At 52.1% G+C, this 15,898-nt stretch carries 19 protein-coding genes; 1 reads left to right on the top strand and 18 read right to left on the bottom strand.

Annotated elements, in window-relative coordinates:
- Positions 1-385: 385 nt before the first annotated feature.
- Positions 386-1,858, top strand: coding sequence for an RNA polymerase factor sigma-54 (gene rpoN, locus Q0478_RS03200; RefSeq protein ID WP_298676154.1), 1,473 nt, complete (start codon positions 386-388; stop codon positions 1,856-1,858).
- A 7-nt stretch (positions 1,859-1,865) separates the two neighbouring features.
- Here the strand turns inward: rpoN and Q0478_RS03205 are convergent, their stop codons facing one another.
- From Q0478_RS03205 to fliG, 18 genes are all read right to left on the bottom strand, one after another.
- The gene (locus tag Q0478_RS03205) at positions 1,866-2,138 is read right to left on the bottom strand and encodes a hypothetical protein (RefSeq protein ID WP_298676155.1); all 273 of its coding nucleotides are present in this window, start codon (positions 2,136-2,138) and stop codon (positions 1,866-1,868) included.
- A gap of 96 nt (positions 2,139-2,234) precedes the next feature.
- On the bottom strand, positions 2,235-2,588 hold the full coding sequence (locus tag Q0478_RS03210; RefSeq protein WP_298676156.1) for a hypothetical protein: 354 nt from the start codon (positions 2,586-2,588) through the stop codon (positions 2,235-2,237).
- Between the two features lie 72 nt (positions 2,589-2,660).
- Positions 2,661-3,449 carry a hypothetical protein gene (locus Q0478_RS03215; protein ID WP_298676157.1) on the bottom strand — a complete coding sequence of 263 codons (789 nt, stop codon included), beginning with the start codon at positions 3,447-3,449 and terminating at the stop codon, positions 2,661-2,663.
- A 57-nt stretch (positions 3,450-3,506) separates the two neighbouring features.
- Positions 3,507-4,301, bottom strand: coding sequence for a hypothetical protein (locus tag Q0478_RS03220; protein WP_298676159.1), 795 nt, complete (start codon positions 4,299-4,301; stop codon positions 3,507-3,509).
- Positions 4,302-4,515: 214 nt separating this feature from the next.
- Positions 4,516-4,737 (bottom strand): hypothetical protein, encoded by a 222-nt coding sequence (locus Q0478_RS03225; RefSeq protein ID WP_298676161.1) that lies wholly within the window; start codon positions 4,735-4,737, stop codon positions 4,516-4,518.
- Between the two features lies 1 nt (position 4,738).
- Positions 4,739-5,899: an EscU/YscU/HrcU family type III secretion system export apparatus switch protein gene (locus Q0478_RS03230; RefSeq protein WP_298676163.1), complete on the bottom strand. Its 1,161-nt coding sequence runs from the start codon at positions 5,897-5,899 to the stop codon at positions 4,739-4,741.
- The gene (gene fliR / locus Q0478_RS03235; protein ID WP_298676165.1) at positions 5,892-6,713 is read right to left on the bottom strand and encodes a flagellar biosynthetic protein FliR; all 822 of its coding nucleotides are present in this window, start codon (positions 6,711-6,713) and stop codon (positions 5,892-5,894) included. The genes Q0478_RS03230 and fliR overlap by 8 nt, the downstream gene beginning before the upstream one ends.
- Positions 6,710-6,979: a flagellar biosynthesis protein FliQ gene (gene fliQ / locus Q0478_RS03240; RefSeq protein WP_298676167.1), complete on the bottom strand. Its 270-nt coding sequence runs from the start codon at positions 6,977-6,979 to the stop codon at positions 6,710-6,712. The genes fliR and fliQ overlap by 4 nt, the downstream gene beginning before the upstream one ends.
- 6 nt (positions 6,980-6,985) lie before the next feature.
- Positions 6,986-7,753, bottom strand: a complete 768-nt coding sequence (gene fliP / locus Q0478_RS03245; RefSeq protein WP_298676169.1) for a flagellar type III secretion system pore protein FliP — start codon at positions 7,751-7,753, stop codon at positions 6,986-6,988.
- Positions 7,746-8,027: a flagellar biosynthetic protein FliO gene (locus Q0478_RS03250; protein WP_298676171.1), complete on the bottom strand. Its 282-nt coding sequence runs from the start codon at positions 8,025-8,027 to the stop codon at positions 7,746-7,748. Before Q0478_RS03250 ends, fliP begins: the two co-directional genes overlap by 8 nt.
- A 136-nt stretch (positions 8,028-8,163) precedes the next feature.
- Positions 8,164-8,481 (bottom strand): flagellar motor switch protein FliN, encoded by a 318-nt coding sequence (gene fliN / locus Q0478_RS03255; protein WP_298676172.1) that lies wholly within the window; start codon positions 8,479-8,481, stop codon positions 8,164-8,166.
- Between the two features lie 14 nt (positions 8,482-8,495).
- Positions 8,496-9,488 carry a flagellar motor switch protein FliM gene (fliM, locus tag Q0478_RS03260; RefSeq protein WP_298676174.1) on the bottom strand — a complete coding sequence of 331 codons (993 nt, stop codon included), beginning with the start codon at positions 9,486-9,488 and terminating at the stop codon, positions 8,496-8,498.
- A 14-nt stretch (positions 9,489-9,502) separates the two neighbouring features.
- Entirely contained in the window at positions 9,503-10,093 is a 591-nt protein-coding gene (locus Q0478_RS03265) for a flagellar basal body-associated protein FliL (RefSeq protein WP_298676176.1), read from the bottom strand.
- 17 nt (positions 10,094-10,110) lie between these two features.
- Positions 10,111-11,925: a flagellar hook-length control protein FliK gene (locus Q0478_RS03270; RefSeq protein WP_298676177.1), complete on the bottom strand. Its 1,815-nt coding sequence runs from the start codon at positions 11,923-11,925 to the stop codon at positions 10,111-10,113.
- Between the two features lie 66 nt (positions 11,926-11,991).
- The gene (locus Q0478_RS03275; protein WP_298676179.1) at positions 11,992-12,405 is read right to left on the bottom strand and encodes a hypothetical protein; all 414 of its coding nucleotides are present in this window, start codon (positions 12,403-12,405) and stop codon (positions 11,992-11,994) included.
- A 2-nt stretch (positions 12,406-12,407) separates the two neighbouring features.
- Positions 12,408-13,739, bottom strand: a complete 1,332-nt coding sequence (locus Q0478_RS03280) for a FliI/YscN family ATPase (protein WP_298676180.1) — start codon at positions 13,737-13,739, stop codon at positions 12,408-12,410.
- A complete protein-coding gene (locus Q0478_RS03285; protein WP_298676182.1) occupies positions 13,736-14,842 on the bottom strand; it encodes a FliH/SctL family protein in 1,107 nt (368 codons plus the stop codon). The genes Q0478_RS03280 and Q0478_RS03285 overlap by 4 nt, the downstream gene beginning before the upstream one ends.
- Positions 14,839-15,879 (bottom strand): flagellar motor switch protein FliG, encoded by a 1,041-nt coding sequence (gene fliG / locus Q0478_RS03290; RefSeq protein WP_298676184.1) that lies wholly within the window; start codon positions 15,877-15,879, stop codon positions 14,839-14,841. The genes Q0478_RS03285 and fliG overlap by 4 nt, the downstream gene beginning before the upstream one ends.
- Between the last annotated feature and the right edge of the window lie 19 nt (positions 15,880-15,898).

Genomic DNA, 15,898 nt, shown 5'->3' on the forward strand with positions numbered 1-15,898 from the left:
TTTGTATTGATAACAGTCATCTCAGGACTCCCTTAGGTTTTTGCCAAGAGCAACATTTGCGACGGCCTCCGATAACCTTTTTCGGCAATTGCAGTCTGGCTCCTGAATAGGGAAACGACAGAATTGAGAATTGTTTAGTTTTTTCTTTGCACCCACAAAAACCGGCGGGGTTCTCAGCAAAAGCCGGACCAAAATTGCGGCAAGAGACAGATTATTTCTCCAAAGCCAGTTGATCAAAAAATTGACACTTCCCAGGAGCGCTAGAAGCGCCTTGTAAATCAGGCCTCAGAGCGCGACCTGTCAAAAAACCAGCAAAATGAGTGTCAAATTCAATTCTTTTCCCGATCCCTCCATCTGCGTTAACCATTTGTTAGGAGGATTGGATATGAAGTTTTCAGCGTCACAAACAATCAGTCAAAAACAGTCAATCGTAATCACCGCTCAATTGCAGCAAGCGATCAAGCTATTACAGATGAACAATTTCGAGCTGGGGCAGTTTCTAGAAGAACAATCTATCGAAAATCCCTTTCTTGACGTGACAGCGCCAACTTTGCATGAGACCGCCCCCTCAGCCGCTGAGCAAGACCCCGACGCGCGCACGGTTCAGCCCGTGGAAATTCCAAACGGCGAAACAGTGGCTGACACGCCGATCACCTCGGAAGCCATGGAAAACACCTTCGAGTCCAGTATGCTGGATTTGGGTCAATCGAACAGTTCGGGTGCGGCGGTTCAGGATTGGGACATGATTGCCTCGTCTGTTGCCCAAGCTCAGCCATCTCTTTATGCCCATGTCTGCGCCGAGATCGACAGGCTTTTGAGCGCTCCAAGAGAGCGCATGATCGGATATGCCATGGCGGAAGCCATTGAGCCCTCAGGCTGGTTGGGGCAAAGTCTCGCAGAGCTTGCCACTATGCTGCGGGTTGAAGAGCAGGAAGTTGAACGCGTTTTGGACAAGCTACATTTGCTTGAACCAGCGGGCCTGTTTGCCCGTTCGCTGCGCGAGTGTTTGTGGTTGCAAGCCAAAGCGCAGGGGAAGGACAGCGAAGAGTTCGAGCGCTTGCTGAACAACCTCGAAAGCCTTGCCAACGGCGATATCAAGGCCCTTAAGAAAGCCTGCCGTGTCTCTTCTGAAAAACTACGCAGCATGATCACACTTCTGCGCAGCTTTAATCCGAAGCCGGGCAGCCTCTTTGAGCAGGTCTCCGAGCCTGTGCGCGCACCCGACCTGATTGTGACGCAAACCCCGGATGGTTGGAAAGTAGACCTCAACCGCAGCACAATGCCAAGTGTGCGTGTAAAGCGCGGCTTTGCAAAAGAGGCTCTCAAATCGGTTTCAAAAGAGGATGACAAAAAGTTCATGAGTGAGCGCGTCGCCGATGCCAAATGGCTGCACCGCGCTATCGAGCAGAGAAATTCAACCACATTGGCGATCGGAGCCGAGATTGTGCGCCGCCAGCAGGCCTTTCTGGATAAGGGCATTGGCGCGCTCAAACCGCTTGTTTTAAGAGATGTCGCAGAGGCCATTGATGTGCATGAGAGCACGGTCAGCCGGGTGACATCGGGTTTGATGATGTCTACACCCCAGGGCAGTTTCCGTCTAAAGGCCATGTTCAGCGTTGGACTGCAAAGTGGCGATGCAGATGGCTTGGAAGCCGCGTCTGCGATCAAATACAAGATCAAGAAGCTGATCGAAACAGAACCCGCTTCAAAGCCCTATAGTGACGACCAGATTGTAGACTTTATGGCCAAAGAGGGTGTGAAGCTTGCGCGGCGCACAGTTGCAAAATACCGCGACATGCAAAGTATCCCCTCCTCTTTCCGGCGGCGTCGGCAAGCGGCCATGGTCGGGCTCACATAAGCCTGCTTCAGCTTTGTTGCACAACCGGTGCACCGATCAATTCGTTGAGCAATGCGCGGTGCCCACTGGGTATCTTTCCGAGAGCTGCTTGAAGGCTTTCAAAGCTGAAAGCCACCATATCAAGCGGACCATGTGCAATCCCGAGACTTTGCCAAGTGCCGCCCACCAGCGCATCATTGATCCCGACAATCTGCTGTGGTCCAACCCAGCGCTTAAGCTGGGCTCCATCGGCCGAAAAATTGAGCAAAGTGCCTCTCACAACCAAAAAAATGGATGTCACAGGCATACCCTGCACAAAAAGCACCTCCGAATGGAAGAGGTGAACAGCTTGCCCATGACCAAGGGCATGGGGGCGGTGTAAACTTGCCATGGACATTCACGCCACACGATTTTGCGAGAGACATTCAACAGCGATTGATCGCGCGAGGGTCCAGGTGAGCGGATTCTCCTCACAAAGGCTGTCGCGAAAAAGCCCGCGGGGAATATGAATAAGGATACAGGGCGCTTGGGTGCGCACTTCGCTCTGATAGTGCGATAAAGCAAGAAACTCGCGCAGGTTCAAAACCTGGCCACCCTCATAGGCAACCCCGTCACTGCCCCTTGCCAACCCTTGTTGCAACCAAACCATACGATCTGTGGGCAAACCTGTGAGGTTCAAGGTCGTGCGCGCACTTACCTTTTGGCGTGGCAACTCGGCCAAAGACAGCTCGTCTATAAATTCTGATCGCATAGGCTCCCCCATGTATGAGAGAACGGCACCCAGTGCGAATACTTTAGCCCTTTCCAGGAAAAACGCGTTAAGTTAGGCCTGTGTTTGTTGTTCACGCAGACGTTTGCGCTCGAGCCTGTTGGGCCTGACCTCTTTTTGCTCCTGCTCAAATGCAAAGCGAACATCCGGAGAAATCTGGCGGCAAACCTTGCGTGCCTCGCTTTCAGAGGTTGCTGCAACGGTCAGCCAATAAAGTTTGTCTTCAAACAAATGATAAGAGCGCAACAGGTTTATCTGAGCACGCTTCACATAGAGACTTGTCAGAATATAGGCCAAAACAAAAAGTGCGATATGGGTTAGAGCCGTGATTGCATAGACTATGCTGACAGCAATCATCGGATAATATAGGCGATGATTGAGCATCCAGAGAAGCGGCGCAATGGTCGCCAGGCCGTCAGGGCGTGTCTCATGCAAAGCGGCATTCAACCGAATATCGCGGAAAACTTCGTAGTTCTGGTAGGTTTCAATGCGGTCAAAATGCAGCTTCTTGAACTCTTGCGCAACTTCAAGCGCTTCCTCGGGCGTCGCAAAATCAAACCGGGCCCGAAAAGGTGTCTCAAAGCAGAGATTGAAGAAAACTCCATCGCGCCAAAACGTAAGCAACCATGCGATATCTGGCTCGTTGGGGTCATAATCTTCAAAGGCCGCCTTAAGCGTCTCTTCATCACCCAAGAACGGCTCTCCATCAATGGCAGCCAGAATATCTCCCTCTCTCAGCCTGAAAGACACGCCCAAAGCGCTCATACCGGATTTCTGGAGTTTGAGCATCTGCATCGGAGGCAAGCCATCTGCTGCTGTCTCTTGCGTATTGTTTTCGTCCATCGTCAAACCTCAATACCGCGTGCACAGATGTGCAATTATCTGGCTGCGCGCTTTTCGTCAGGGATAGGTGATCGGGTCATCTGCTTTCGGCTTCGGAGCCTTCTTCACGGCGACCGGCTTTTTGCGCGATTTTGGTGGCGGGCTGTTCGCCGCTGTGATCTTGGCTGAGATTTCTTTTTGCAACAGAAGGATACCTTCTATCTTGGCGCTCAACTCACGAGAGACTTCGCCGCCGCCGGAAGCATCTCCAGCCATTGTTGACAAGATTTCTGACAGATCGCTTTGCGCCGTTTGCAGCTCGCTCAGAGAGGCCAAAATGGTCTCTGACTGCGCACTCAGGTCTGTCTCAAACTTTTCGAGCATCGCCGAACTGAATTGTGAAACTGCCGCATTGGTTGTTTCTGCAATTTGGGTCAGGCCTTCGCTCGTCTCGCTCTGCACCTCAAGTTGCTTTTCTTCAAGGCGCCCAAGCATGAGCGTTGTTTCCTCAGCCGTTTTGGCCAAGCTCAGTTGTTGCTCGATGGCTTTGTCCAGAGAGGACGTGCTCATAGCCAGCTTATCGACGTTTTCTGCAAATATAACCAGCGCCTCCAACGACGTGCTGCTGCTGGTCTCCATGGCCTCCAATGTGCGGTAATACATCATTGAAGCTACGACGACTGCGACCAGGCTTGCCACCGCCGAGCTTACAAAAACAATAGTCGCATTTTTGTATATCTTTTTCACCTCGCCCTCCACGGCAGCATATTCTTGGTTAATACGGGCAAATTCATTCGTCGCATCCGTGGCCGCGTCCGCAGCGTCCAGTGCAATTTTGATACTGTCTTCAACAGCTTTGGCTTGCGTGCTCATGCCTATCTCCTCACAGTGTTTGGTGTTGCGCGGGGTCGGCGCTGAAACTTGTCTTTGAACTGAGCACAATTCATGCCAGTTGCCGCAAAAACTTCAAAACTGGGTGGTTGGCTCGATTTGAAGCCGAAAACCTTGCAGCCGTGCGGACGGGCCGCTTCAAAGGTCACAAAGTAGTGTTCACATCGTCCACAGGCGATATGGCGTGTTTTCTCTTTCATTTTGAAAACCTCCTCCGCCCCGCCTCGGCAACGTCTGCTATTACAAAACGCAGACCACCCAAGAAGCACATGAAAGACGCGCAAAAAAGCCCCCAGACTTGGATCTTTGGCACTTGACCAAGGAGTGCGAGCGCTTCCAGCAATATCCATGCAGACATGCCAAAGAAGCAAACTGTCGAAATCATTTCGCCCATACTGCGGGTGCGTTTTCCAGCCATTCTAGATCTCTCCGTTCAGGGCTTTGCCGTGTTCGTCAAACTGCAGTTCATCAGGAATATCCACCCAAGGCTCCTCCGGATTTTCACCCCGGTCCAAGCGGAAAACATAAGCCAAGACAGCCGCAACCGCAGTGTAAACCCCATCGGTAATTTCCTGGCCTATATCGCCAGTGAAATAGAGCGCCCGTGCCAACAGAGGGCTGCGGAAGACCGTCACATCATGCTCAGCACCCTTTTCAATAATCCGTTCTGCCATCTTTCCACGTCCCATTGCTAAGATAACTGGCGCGCGCATTTCGCCGGGCACATATTTTAGCGCCACAGCAAAATGCGTCGGGTTGGTAATGATTGCCGTTGCATCGGAAACATTTTCCAATGCGGCATTTTGCTCTGAAGCTTTGCGGCTGGCCTCATATTGAAGGCGGCGAATGCGTGATTTTACTTCCGGCGAGCCTTCTTGCTGTTTGTGTTCATCCTTGAGGTCTTGCCGGCTCATCCTGAGCTTTTGCATATGCGCATGCCATGAATAGGCGAGATCGAGGCCTGCTATTAAGCCCAAGACAACGAGCGCCGCCGCCAAGGCAAACAGGGTTCCCCAGAACACCTCATGAAGGGCTGGCACCAACCCTGTGCTCGTCAAGCGCAAGACTGTGGGCAATAACGCAGCGATCACGCCTGCAAAAGCCGCCCCCAACAGTGTCACCTTTGCAATCGCCTTAGCCAACTCAACCAGACCTTTGACAGAAAACATGCGCTTGAAGCCACTCAGTGGGTTGATGCGATTGCCCTTGAAGGCCAGCGCCTTGGCCGTGAAGTTGAGCCCTCCCCCCACGGCTCCCTGAGTTGCCAATACAGCAACCAGCATTGGCAAACCGATAATGGCAGACAGCACAAGGAATATCCAAAGTGCATCCCCCAAGCGGATCAGAACTTGGCTATCCATTTGGTCCAAAGATCCAAACTGAAAAAACGCCATCCAATGGCCGATTTGCGAGGGGATATAGAGCGAAAATGCGTAAAGCATCGCAATACCCATGGCCATGGTCGAAAAAACGAACATCTCTTTTGAAGATAAGACCTCCCCATCTTCTGCCGCTTTCTCAAGCCGTTTCTGGGAGGGGTCCTCTGTCTTTTCCTGGCTCTCGTCACCACCTTCAGCCATCAGGCATACCCCCAATCATGGTTTGCAGGACATTGAATGCATCATTCAGCAAGTCTGAAAAAGACCATGCAATCGGCGTCACGGATAAAATGAGCAGAACAAAAACACTCAAGATTGTAATCGGAAAGCCAAATGAAAACAGGTTCAGCTGTGGTGCTGACTTGGTGATGACGCCAATTGCCAAATTGATGATGAACAAAACAGCAACAATAGGCAGCATGATGCTGGCCGCAAATGCAAACATCAAACCGCCGGCATCAATTCCGGTTTGGATCATTACGGGGAACACCACGGCACGCCCTATCGGCACTGTGTTATAGCTTTCAATCACGAGTGCGAGGATGAGCATGTGACCATTGAGTGAAAAGAAAATAACGAGCAAGAAAAGTGTCAACATCTGGCTGATCACCGGAGATTGGCCGCCACCAGATGGATCGACCTGCATCGCAAAGGACAGCCCCGAAGTTGCGGCGATTTTCTCGCCCGCCAGGCCAACAGCCGCAAAAAGGATTGTCAGCGTCAACCCGACGCTGAGACCGATTGCCAACTCCTGGATCACCAGGGGAATTACATAAAACGAAGTCAAAACCTCCGGAACCGGCGGCTCAATCTGCGAAAAAACAAAGAGCCCCAAACCAAACGAAAACACGATCCTGATCTGCAAGGGCACCATCCCTGAGCCAAAAAAGGGTGATGAAATAAGAAACGCCCCGACCCGTAAGGTGACCACTAACAACTGCAAGAGCAAATCAAGCAGACCTTGAAGGGGGACGCCCGGCAACCCGCCAAGTGATATGGCGTTAAGCGCATTCATCGGCCGACAGCGGCAATTTCTTCAAAGATGAAAGCAAAGTAATCACTCAGCTGGGTCATCATAAATGTCGATAACAAAGCAATCGTCATCAGCACAAGGATCAGCTTGGGCACAAAGCTCAAGGTCATTTCGTTGATTGATGTGGCCGCTTGCAAAATACCAACCAACAAACCAATCGCCAGCGCCACTCCCAAAATCGGGCCTGATGCCATAATGATCTGCCAGAAAGCGAGGCGTAGGTATTCTATATTATTGTCAAATTCCATGGTGCCTCAAGGGGTGCTAAAGGTTGCGGCAAGTGAGCCCACTGTCATCGCCCAGCCATCGACCAGAACAAACAACAAGAGCTTGAAAGGCAGGGAAACCAGCATAGGCGACAGCATCATCATCCCCAAAGACATCAGGATGGAAGCAATCACCATATCAACCACCAAAAAGGGTAGGAAAATCAAAAAGCCAATTTGAAATGCTGTCTTCAATTCCGAGGTGATGAACGCGGGCAACAATGTTGAAAACGGGATATCCGCGTTGCTCTCATAGGCCGTTGCGCCCACCATATCCGAAAACATCAAAAGCGTATCACGCCGGGTGTTGGCCACCATAAAGTCTTTCATAACCCTCGAAGCTTCCGCTATCGCCGCATCTGCTGAGATCGTCTCAGACAGAAATGGCGACAGGGCAGAGTCATAAATTTGCGTCAAAGTGGGCTGCATAATGAACAGCGACAGAAAAAGCGCGATCGCGATCAAAACCTGATTGGGCGGCGTTTGCTGGGTGCCCAACGCTTGACGCAAAATTGACAACACAATGATTATTCGGGTGAAAGAAGACATCCCCAGCACCAGAGATGGCAAGAGGGTCAACGCAGTCATCAGCGCCAAAATTTGCAACGACAGTGAGTAAGTCGTCGCGCCGTCTTCCCCCTGCGCAGACGACAGAGCCGGCAAGCCAGACACGTCAAACCCCTGTGCAACTGCGGGCGCAGCGCTCGCGATCAAAGCGACTGAACAGAACCCAGCAATGAAATGTATCTCACGCATCTTTGCTCTCCTGCGAAACCGAAGAATCTGGCAGTGGCAAAAGCGTGATGGCCCCCTGCTTGGCCTGGCCAACAAGAATATCAACCTCCCTCACCCGCACGAGCATGAGGCGCTCTTTTTGGCCGAGGCTCAAAGACTGCACGATCTGGATCGGCTGGCCGGAGAGCTTAAGGCTCCCATGCCGACCGAACCGTTTGACAAAGATTTGCACAGCCAGAAGGGCTGCGAGAAAACAAATCACGATAATGATCTGAAAGGGTTGAATATCGACCATGTTGCACCTTGCTGGTTCACAGCGTTAACAAAGCAAGTTGCGTGCCAACCTTTCGGGATACGGAAAAATTGAGTTAAATCAGTGTATATGGGCGAAAATCACTATCCCCACTGACGGGAATTTGACGGCGCAGAGGTTAAAGGCTTTCAACGCGTTTCTCTGGTTCAACAATCTCGCCGAACCGTATTCCAAACCGCTCGCCGACCATAACCACCTCGCCCTTTGCGATCATGGTGCCGTTGATCAAAATATCAAGCGGATCTCCGGCAAGCCGGTCAAGCTCCATGATCGACCCCTCGCTCAAGCGCAGTAGGTCACGAATGGTGATTTCAGACCGGCCGACCTCGACGGTCATTTGGACTTCAATGTTTTCAAGCACACGCAGGTTTTCGCTGCCGTCGCGCTCTGGCTTGCGCTCTACATTTTCTTCTGCTGTTGAGGCCTCATCTACCATGGGGTGCCTTTCCTCTAATTGCTATCTTTGTTGGTTTTGACGCGTTCACGCAAGTGAAGCGCCGCTTGTGGGCCAAGTTGACCGAGCTCAGCAATGAAAATATCCTTTCCCTCGACCAAAACCTTGATGCCATCGGAAAGCTGGATGGGAAAAGTGTCACCACTTTGCAGAGTCAGCAAGTTGCGCATGGACACCTTGGGTTTCGCCAGTTCAGCAGTCACCACAAGTGGGATGTTCAAAATAGCCCGCTCAAGCTTTTGGCGCCAAGACATGTCATCATCAACAAACTCTGATTGAACACGCGACCTTAACAGAGAGGCGATCGGCTTAAGGGTTTGCAAAGGGTACACGACGTCAAAAGCAGCCGGCTCATTGCCCGGGAGCTGCACGAGGAACGTGCAAACAATCACGGTTTCGCTGTTGTCGACAAAAGACGCAAACTGCATGTTTTCTTCATGGCTTTGCACCGAAAAAGATACTGGCGTCAAATCACGCCAGGCCATCTGCATCGAGCTCATGAGCCCTTCTGTCACAATCTCGATCACCCGCTGTTCCGTTGCGGTGAACTCGCCCGTTGGCTTGCGCAGAGGGCGCACGGCGGTGCCGCCATAATAGGCATTCGTCAACAGCGAGATAAAATTCGGGGGCATAACCAACAGGCTGCTTCCACGGAGCTCTTCCATACGGCTTGTGGTCAAGCTCATGAAGCTTTCAGCATCCGAGCTGTATTCCTCGAAAGTTTTTACTTCAGGTGGAAAAGACGAGATGCGCGGTTGAATGCGCAACATCGGCAAAAAGACGCTGCGTGCAAAACGACAGAAGCGCTCGTTGATCATCCGAAGAGCATAATAGTCGCCCAGAAGCGACAGATCGTCAGACCCGAAGGAAAAGGCACGCACCTCAACATGTTCGCCAGCACTTCCAACCGAGAGCGTTTCTGCCTGGTCTCCAAGCCCGTCTATCAGTGCATTCACTTCATCGGAGGTAAGTTTTTTGGAAGACGCCATCTTTGAACAGCCCTTTACTGCAACACAAATGAGGTGAAATGGACATGCTCGATACCACCAAAACCTTCGAGCATTTCCAGCCTCGCGTTGATGGCCTCAACCATTTTTTGCGCCAGCAAATCACGCCCGGCCTTGCCTTGAATGTCCTCTTCGCTGAATTCACTAATTGTGCCCAACACCTCCGAGCGCAACGCGAGCTGATGCGTTTGAACATGCTCGATAACACTGTCATCATATTGAGTAGATACGCCGACACCAAGCTGCAAAAACTTCCGTGAATTGCGCAAATTGGTTGTAAAGTTGCCGTCAAATTCGAAGTAAGTCGTCACAAATGTGTCCACATCAGGGACATCTTTCTTATTCAATTCCGGCTCGGCGTCAGGGTCTTCTACAACCTCCTCCTCTTCAGGAAGCTGCCCACTCTCTTTGAGCTTACGTTCAATGATCTGCTCAATTTCATCACTCGGCGACAAGTTAGAACCACCAAACAAAAAGAAACCGGCTCCCAGGCCTACGCCCACGAGCAGCAGCCCTCCTACAACGAAGCCAATAATCTTGACAAGTCCGCCTTTTTTCTTTGGTTCTTCGGTCTCTTGGTCAGCCATGAAATGACTCCTAAAATTTATGCAATAAGATTAACGGTGCCGGCGTGATCTCCACCACGCAACGCCGATGCCGCAGCGGTTTCCCCACCGCGTTGAGAGCTTCTGTCTGAAGAAACGCTTGAGCTATGTTTTTGCTTGCCATTTTGTGGCTGCCCCTGCCCAGACGGCGGATGATGAAATCCCGACATCGACGCTGACATCGAGCTCAGACGAAAGCCCGCCGCATCCAACATTTGCGCCAATCTATCTTCAGCGCCAATCAACACGCGGGAAGCTGCGGTGGTTTCTGTAACGATGCGAACTTGTGTATCATCTCCGCGAAACTCCAGGCTCACGCTCATATCTCCCAAGTTTTTTGGCCGTAGCGAAAAATCATAACGTGCCACGCCCTCGCTGTGCATCTTCTCAATATGCGCGACCAGTTTTTGCCCCCATTGGGCGTCGCGCATATTCAATGCAATCGCTGTTCTCAACACTTGCGTTTGGAGTTGCGCCAGAGGTTGATTTTGCGCCTGTGATGGCGCGCCGCGTTCCATTTGCCCAAGCTCGGGCTTGGCTGGAACGGCTGAAGCTGGCGCAGACTCGCTATTCGTGGTCGAAACTTCCTCGCCCTCAAAAGCCAGCTTGAGCACAAAACGCTCGGGCTGTTGCTCTGGCTGTAGCTCTGGCGAAGGCAACGAATGGTTGGTGTCCTTTGCGCCTGTCATATCTGGGGCTGCACTGGCAAGATCCGGCTGGCCAAGCGGCCCTTGGCCCAAGTAGCGGGCAAATTGCGACAGGGCCGGTTCTGGCTTGGCATTGTCTGTGGCGTCGGCATCTGCCAGCTTGACCAGGGGGGCTTTGGCGTCAGCAAGAATTGTCTCCTCAGCACGCACCTTTGAGCCTGAAGCCTTGTCGCTGCTCGCAAGTTTTGAGTGAGGTGCCACGAGCGGCGCGACCAAACGCGCTTCGTGCGATTGCTCTTCTGAGGGGGTGACCTCAAGCTCAGTGGTCGGTGCAGCCGGCACAGCGCCCGCAACCTTATCTCTTATCTTGTCCACGGAAGCTTCATGTCGCAGACTGGTACCAATGGGTTCAGGTGTCGGCATTTGCGGGGGCGTGCTGTTGTCTGCCTTGAGCGAATGCGCATTGTGCATGGCACTGCTGAGAGCAGCTTCAGCAGTCGCGGTAGAAAACGTCTTTGCGGGCGATGGAGCGAGCCGCGCGGATGTTGACGCTTGTGCCGAATTCGTGTGCTCCAGCACGTCTTGCTCCGGCGTCACAAAGCCGAGCGCCTTAGAATTTTGAACAGATAGGGTCTCTAGTTTGGGCCTTGAAGCAGTATCTACAACCGCAAATTTCTCGGTTCTTTTCTCACTATTGGAATCAGTCGATCCCAGGAGTGCGCCCTGCCCTGCGCCCACTGCGTCATCGCGAAACTGCACTGGAGGAGTATCATCAGCACTCAGCAATAGCGGACCAGTTTCTGGCGTAATAAGATCAAGACCTCGTTTAGCACCCGAGCTCACAGTTTCAGCGGCAGGCACAACAGCGGCAAGCGGTTCTGCTGGTGTTAATTTCACATCAACAATCTCAGAAGCCTCTGTGAGGTCTAACGCGTCCGCCTCACCAAAGGTGGCTTCTTGCCCTTGGGCCAAGAGTTGTTCAAACGTGTTCTGATGATCGCTTTGCTCATTCGCTTCGCCATCTTGATGTGAGGCAACGACATTTCTTGCAACACTGACATTTGGCGCGCCAAGTGTGGATTTCAGAGGCGGCATTTCCTCAAATGCAGTTTTTTGCCCCGCGTCCTTGGGAAGCGCAATATCTGCCGCTGATCCAACACTGTTCATAACAAGCTTTCTTGGGTTTCAAAATTCGAACTTAATCTAGCAATAAAAATGCCAACCAACAAAAATTCAAAAAGAAACTTTTCGTGTTGGTGCCAATTGCTCGGCGACTTTTTCTGCCTCTTTTATAAAGTCTTGATGTTCGGCATGGGCTTTTTCACCCAATAATTGCTCTCGCTGTTTGGAATGCGCAAGTCTTGTTTGCGCAGTTACTATTTCTATGTCCAAGAATTCCAGACGGTTTTTGGCAAACTCTTTTTGCTCCGCCATTTCACGACCGTAATGCGCGCGCGACCGCAAGGCTTGCACTGTTTGAGGGCCGGCCTTGTGCTCGTTTTCCGTCAACAAATTTGCCAGTTTTTCATTTAACTCTGCAAGCTTAGCTTGATCTGTCAAAAGCCCGTCGAGCGCATGTGCCTTTTGTCGCAACAAGAGCTTCTCTTTTTTCATCATCAGAGTATAAAGGCGCGATTTTTTGGACATAATCAGTCAGCTATGAGTTCCAACAAACTTTGTGCGCTCATATCAAACGATGCCGCATCATGCGCAGGCTGCTTGATAAACGCCGTAATTTGAGGCCAAAGGGCTATTGCGAGATCGAGCTCGGGATCCTGACCGGCCGCATACCCTCCCATCAACATCAAATCTCTGTTTTCCATATATACTGATACCAACCTTTTGAATTTCACTGCCGCCGCCTGATGCGGGCTCGAAACAATATCATTCATGACACGGCTGACAGATGCGGTAAGATCAACTGCCGGGTAAATTCCCAATTGGGTTTGCTTGCGTGACAAAACAATATGACCATCCAGAATAGCCCGCGCCGTATCAACCACCGGATCATTTGTGGTATCGTCGCCATCGGCAAGAACAGTATAAATAGAGGTAATTGCCCCCTCCCCTTTTGTTCCTGTTCCTGACCGTTCCACAAGGTTGGGGATCATCGAAATGACAGATGGCGGATAACCTTTGGCAGTGGGTTGCTCGCCCAGTGCCAATCCAACTTCTCGTTTGGCGTGAGCAACGCGTGTCAAGGAGTCCATAATCAACAACACATCCTTGCCCTGCGCACGGAAATATTCGGCAATCGCAGTTGCTCTGTTTGCTCCGCGAATGCGCAGGAGTGCCGCCCGATCTGCTGGAACGGCAACAACACAAATTTTGTGTCGCGCCTCAAGAGTCATGGAACGTTCGACAAAGTCGCCAACTTCGCGCCCACGTTCCCCTATCAGGCCAACGACAATAACATCCGCCGTTGAAAAGCGTGTCATCATTGACAACAGAACAGATTTCCCAACACCCGAGCCAGCGACAATCCCAACCCTTTGACCACGACCAATGCTGAGCAACGCGTTCACCGCGCGGACACCGACATCCAATGGCTTGGAAATCGGACGACGCTCAAGCGGGTTCACTGGCTTGCCATGCAAGGGCCACTCCTGATCCAGCGTGAGTGCCCCCCGACCGTCAAGCGGATTGCCTTGCGCATCAATCACGCGTCCAAGCAACGCCTCTCCAACAGCGATGTTCCTTCCCGGATTTTCAACAGTGACCCGCGCGCCCACTTCAATATCCGCGTTCTGATCATAGAGAAATGCGAGGTTTCTTCCGTCACGAAACCCGATGATTTCTGCTTCCACAGTGCCTCCATCGGGGAGATAAACATGACAAATCGAGCCGACGGACACTGGAAATCCGTCGCACTCAATCACCTGGCCATCAAACCGTGTCACATGCCCGGAGGCCTGCAAGACAGGCGGCTTGCCCATTTGCCGGATCAATGCATGTAAAGGCTCTATAACGCTCGCGCTCATTGCTCGTCATCACCATTGATATTGGACAAATCCGGGGCGGCCTCTAGATTCTGCTCGGCGGAGGACAGGCTATCAACGTTGTTTTCCTCCTCGGATGGTTCCTCCGCCAAGCTCAAATCGTGCATCTGTTCTTGGGGCTCGGGCTGCTCAGCGATCTCGGCGGCTGAAACAAGCGGAATATATTCCACGCGCGTCGTTTTTGGTTCAATTCGTGGCAAGACATCCGTCAGGCGTATGCCTTCCAGGGCAATGTCAATATCTCCCCGCTGCAACTCGGCGTTTGGAACAAGGCGCAAGCCCAACAGGTTTTCTGACTCTTCCAAGATCGGTTTCAGAACCAGTAGATCATTGGGATGAAGGCGCACCACCGGATGAGATACCGAGGCATGAACGCGCTCTGCCAAGGTTTCAATACGGGCCAGAAACAGCTCGGGCAACGCATCTATCTCAACCCCAGCCCGAGCGGTGGCCAAGCTGATCACACTTGCTTCAATCGTCTGGGCCAAAGTTTCACTGGCGCTATGAGCGCTTGCTTCAAAAGCCCCAACAGTCTGCTCCAGGAGCGAAAGCGCTTGTGCCATCATGGCCTCCACTTCGTCTCTGGCTTGTTGTTGCCCATCCGCGAGACCCGCCTCATAAGCTTGCTGAAGAGCAGCCTCAGAGACGCTCGAGCTAGGTGACTCGCGTTCTTGCTCCAAAGGCTCTTCATCTGCTTGCATCGCCACGGGCTCTTGCGCGACCGCATCTTCTGGCGCGTCCTCATAGGGCGGTTCGGGCGCAAGATCTGTTGGTTCTGGAGCCTCCGAACTGGCCGCAATTTCGGCTTCAGGTTCCGGCGAAGTCGGCTCCGGTGCCACTATAGGAGCGGGTTCCTTTTGGGCGGCTTCTTCTGCCATGCGCGCTGTTGCTTCACGCGCCAAATCAAGCAAGCTCTTGGGCTGGAAGGGGCTTTTCTCACGGCGAGAAGCCTCTTCATCTTTTTTGAAGACCTCCGCATCCATGGTGTTGATGAACTGCGTTATCTCAGACTGTTTCAAAGGCACGCCAGAAACGACATCCTCAGAGCGCAAGAAGCCCGTATGTGGCACAAACTCTTGGGTCATACCATTTCGTCTCCGCCACGGCCGGCAAGAACAATCGTCCCATCATCCGACATCTTGCGAGCAACCGAAATAATCTGTTTTTGCGCTTCTTGAACGTCCGTGAGGCGGACAGGCCCAAGCGCCTCCATCTCATCCTTAATGTTCGAAGCGGCCCGCGTTGACATACAACCAAAGAGCTTGTCACGCAGCCCTTCGTCAGCCCCCTTGAGCGCAAGCACCAAGGCTTCCGTATCAATAGAGCGCAACAATGTCTGAAGAGACCGGTCGTCAGACATCACAAGGTTATCAAAGACAAACATATTGTCCTGGATGGCCTGCATGAGATCTTTGCTATCTTTCTTGATGTCCTTCATGATGCGCTGCTCCATGGCCGTCTTCGTGAAGTTCATGATTTTGGCCGCTGCCTTCACGCCGCCAATTTGCGATGCGCGCAAGGTGGTGTTCGCTTGGAACTTTTGCTGCATCACACGCTCCAGCTCACGCACAGCATCAGGCTGAACCGTTTCCAGCGTCGCAATGCGACGGACCACCTCTGGCTGAAGATCTGGCGGCAAAAGGCCCAAAACGTCGGCCGCGAGCCCGTAATCAAGATACGAGACAATCAACGCAACAATTTGAGGGTGCTCATCGATGATCAATTCAGCGATGGCGCGCGCGTCCATCCAATCAAGAATTTCAATCGGGCGTTCTGATGAGGCCGGTGTGATACGGCTGAGGACGGATTGAGCCTTATCTCCCCCAAGTGCTTTGGTAAGGACGTTGCGGATGTAGTTGCCCGCCCCCAAGCCAAGGCTGGTTTGCTGTTTGATGATTGCCAAAAACTCGTCCAACACAGAGTTAACGGTGTCCTGGTCAACGCCTTGAACAGAATACATCGCGCCGCCCAAATGCTGCACTTCGCGCGGAGACAGGTTTTTCAATATCTCTGCTGCCTCATCCTCGCCCAAGAGCATCATCAATATTGCCGATTTTTGTGTCCCCGTGAGGGTATCAAACAGGCTTTCTTCTTCGTTTTGAACGGCCGTTGCATCAGACATAATTAATCCTCATCAGAGT

The sequence above is a fragment of the uncultured Lentibacter sp. genome (genome assembly GCF_937123735.1).
Taxonomy (GTDB): domain Bacteria; phylum Pseudomonadota; class Alphaproteobacteria; order Rhodobacterales; family Rhodobacteraceae; genus Lentibacter.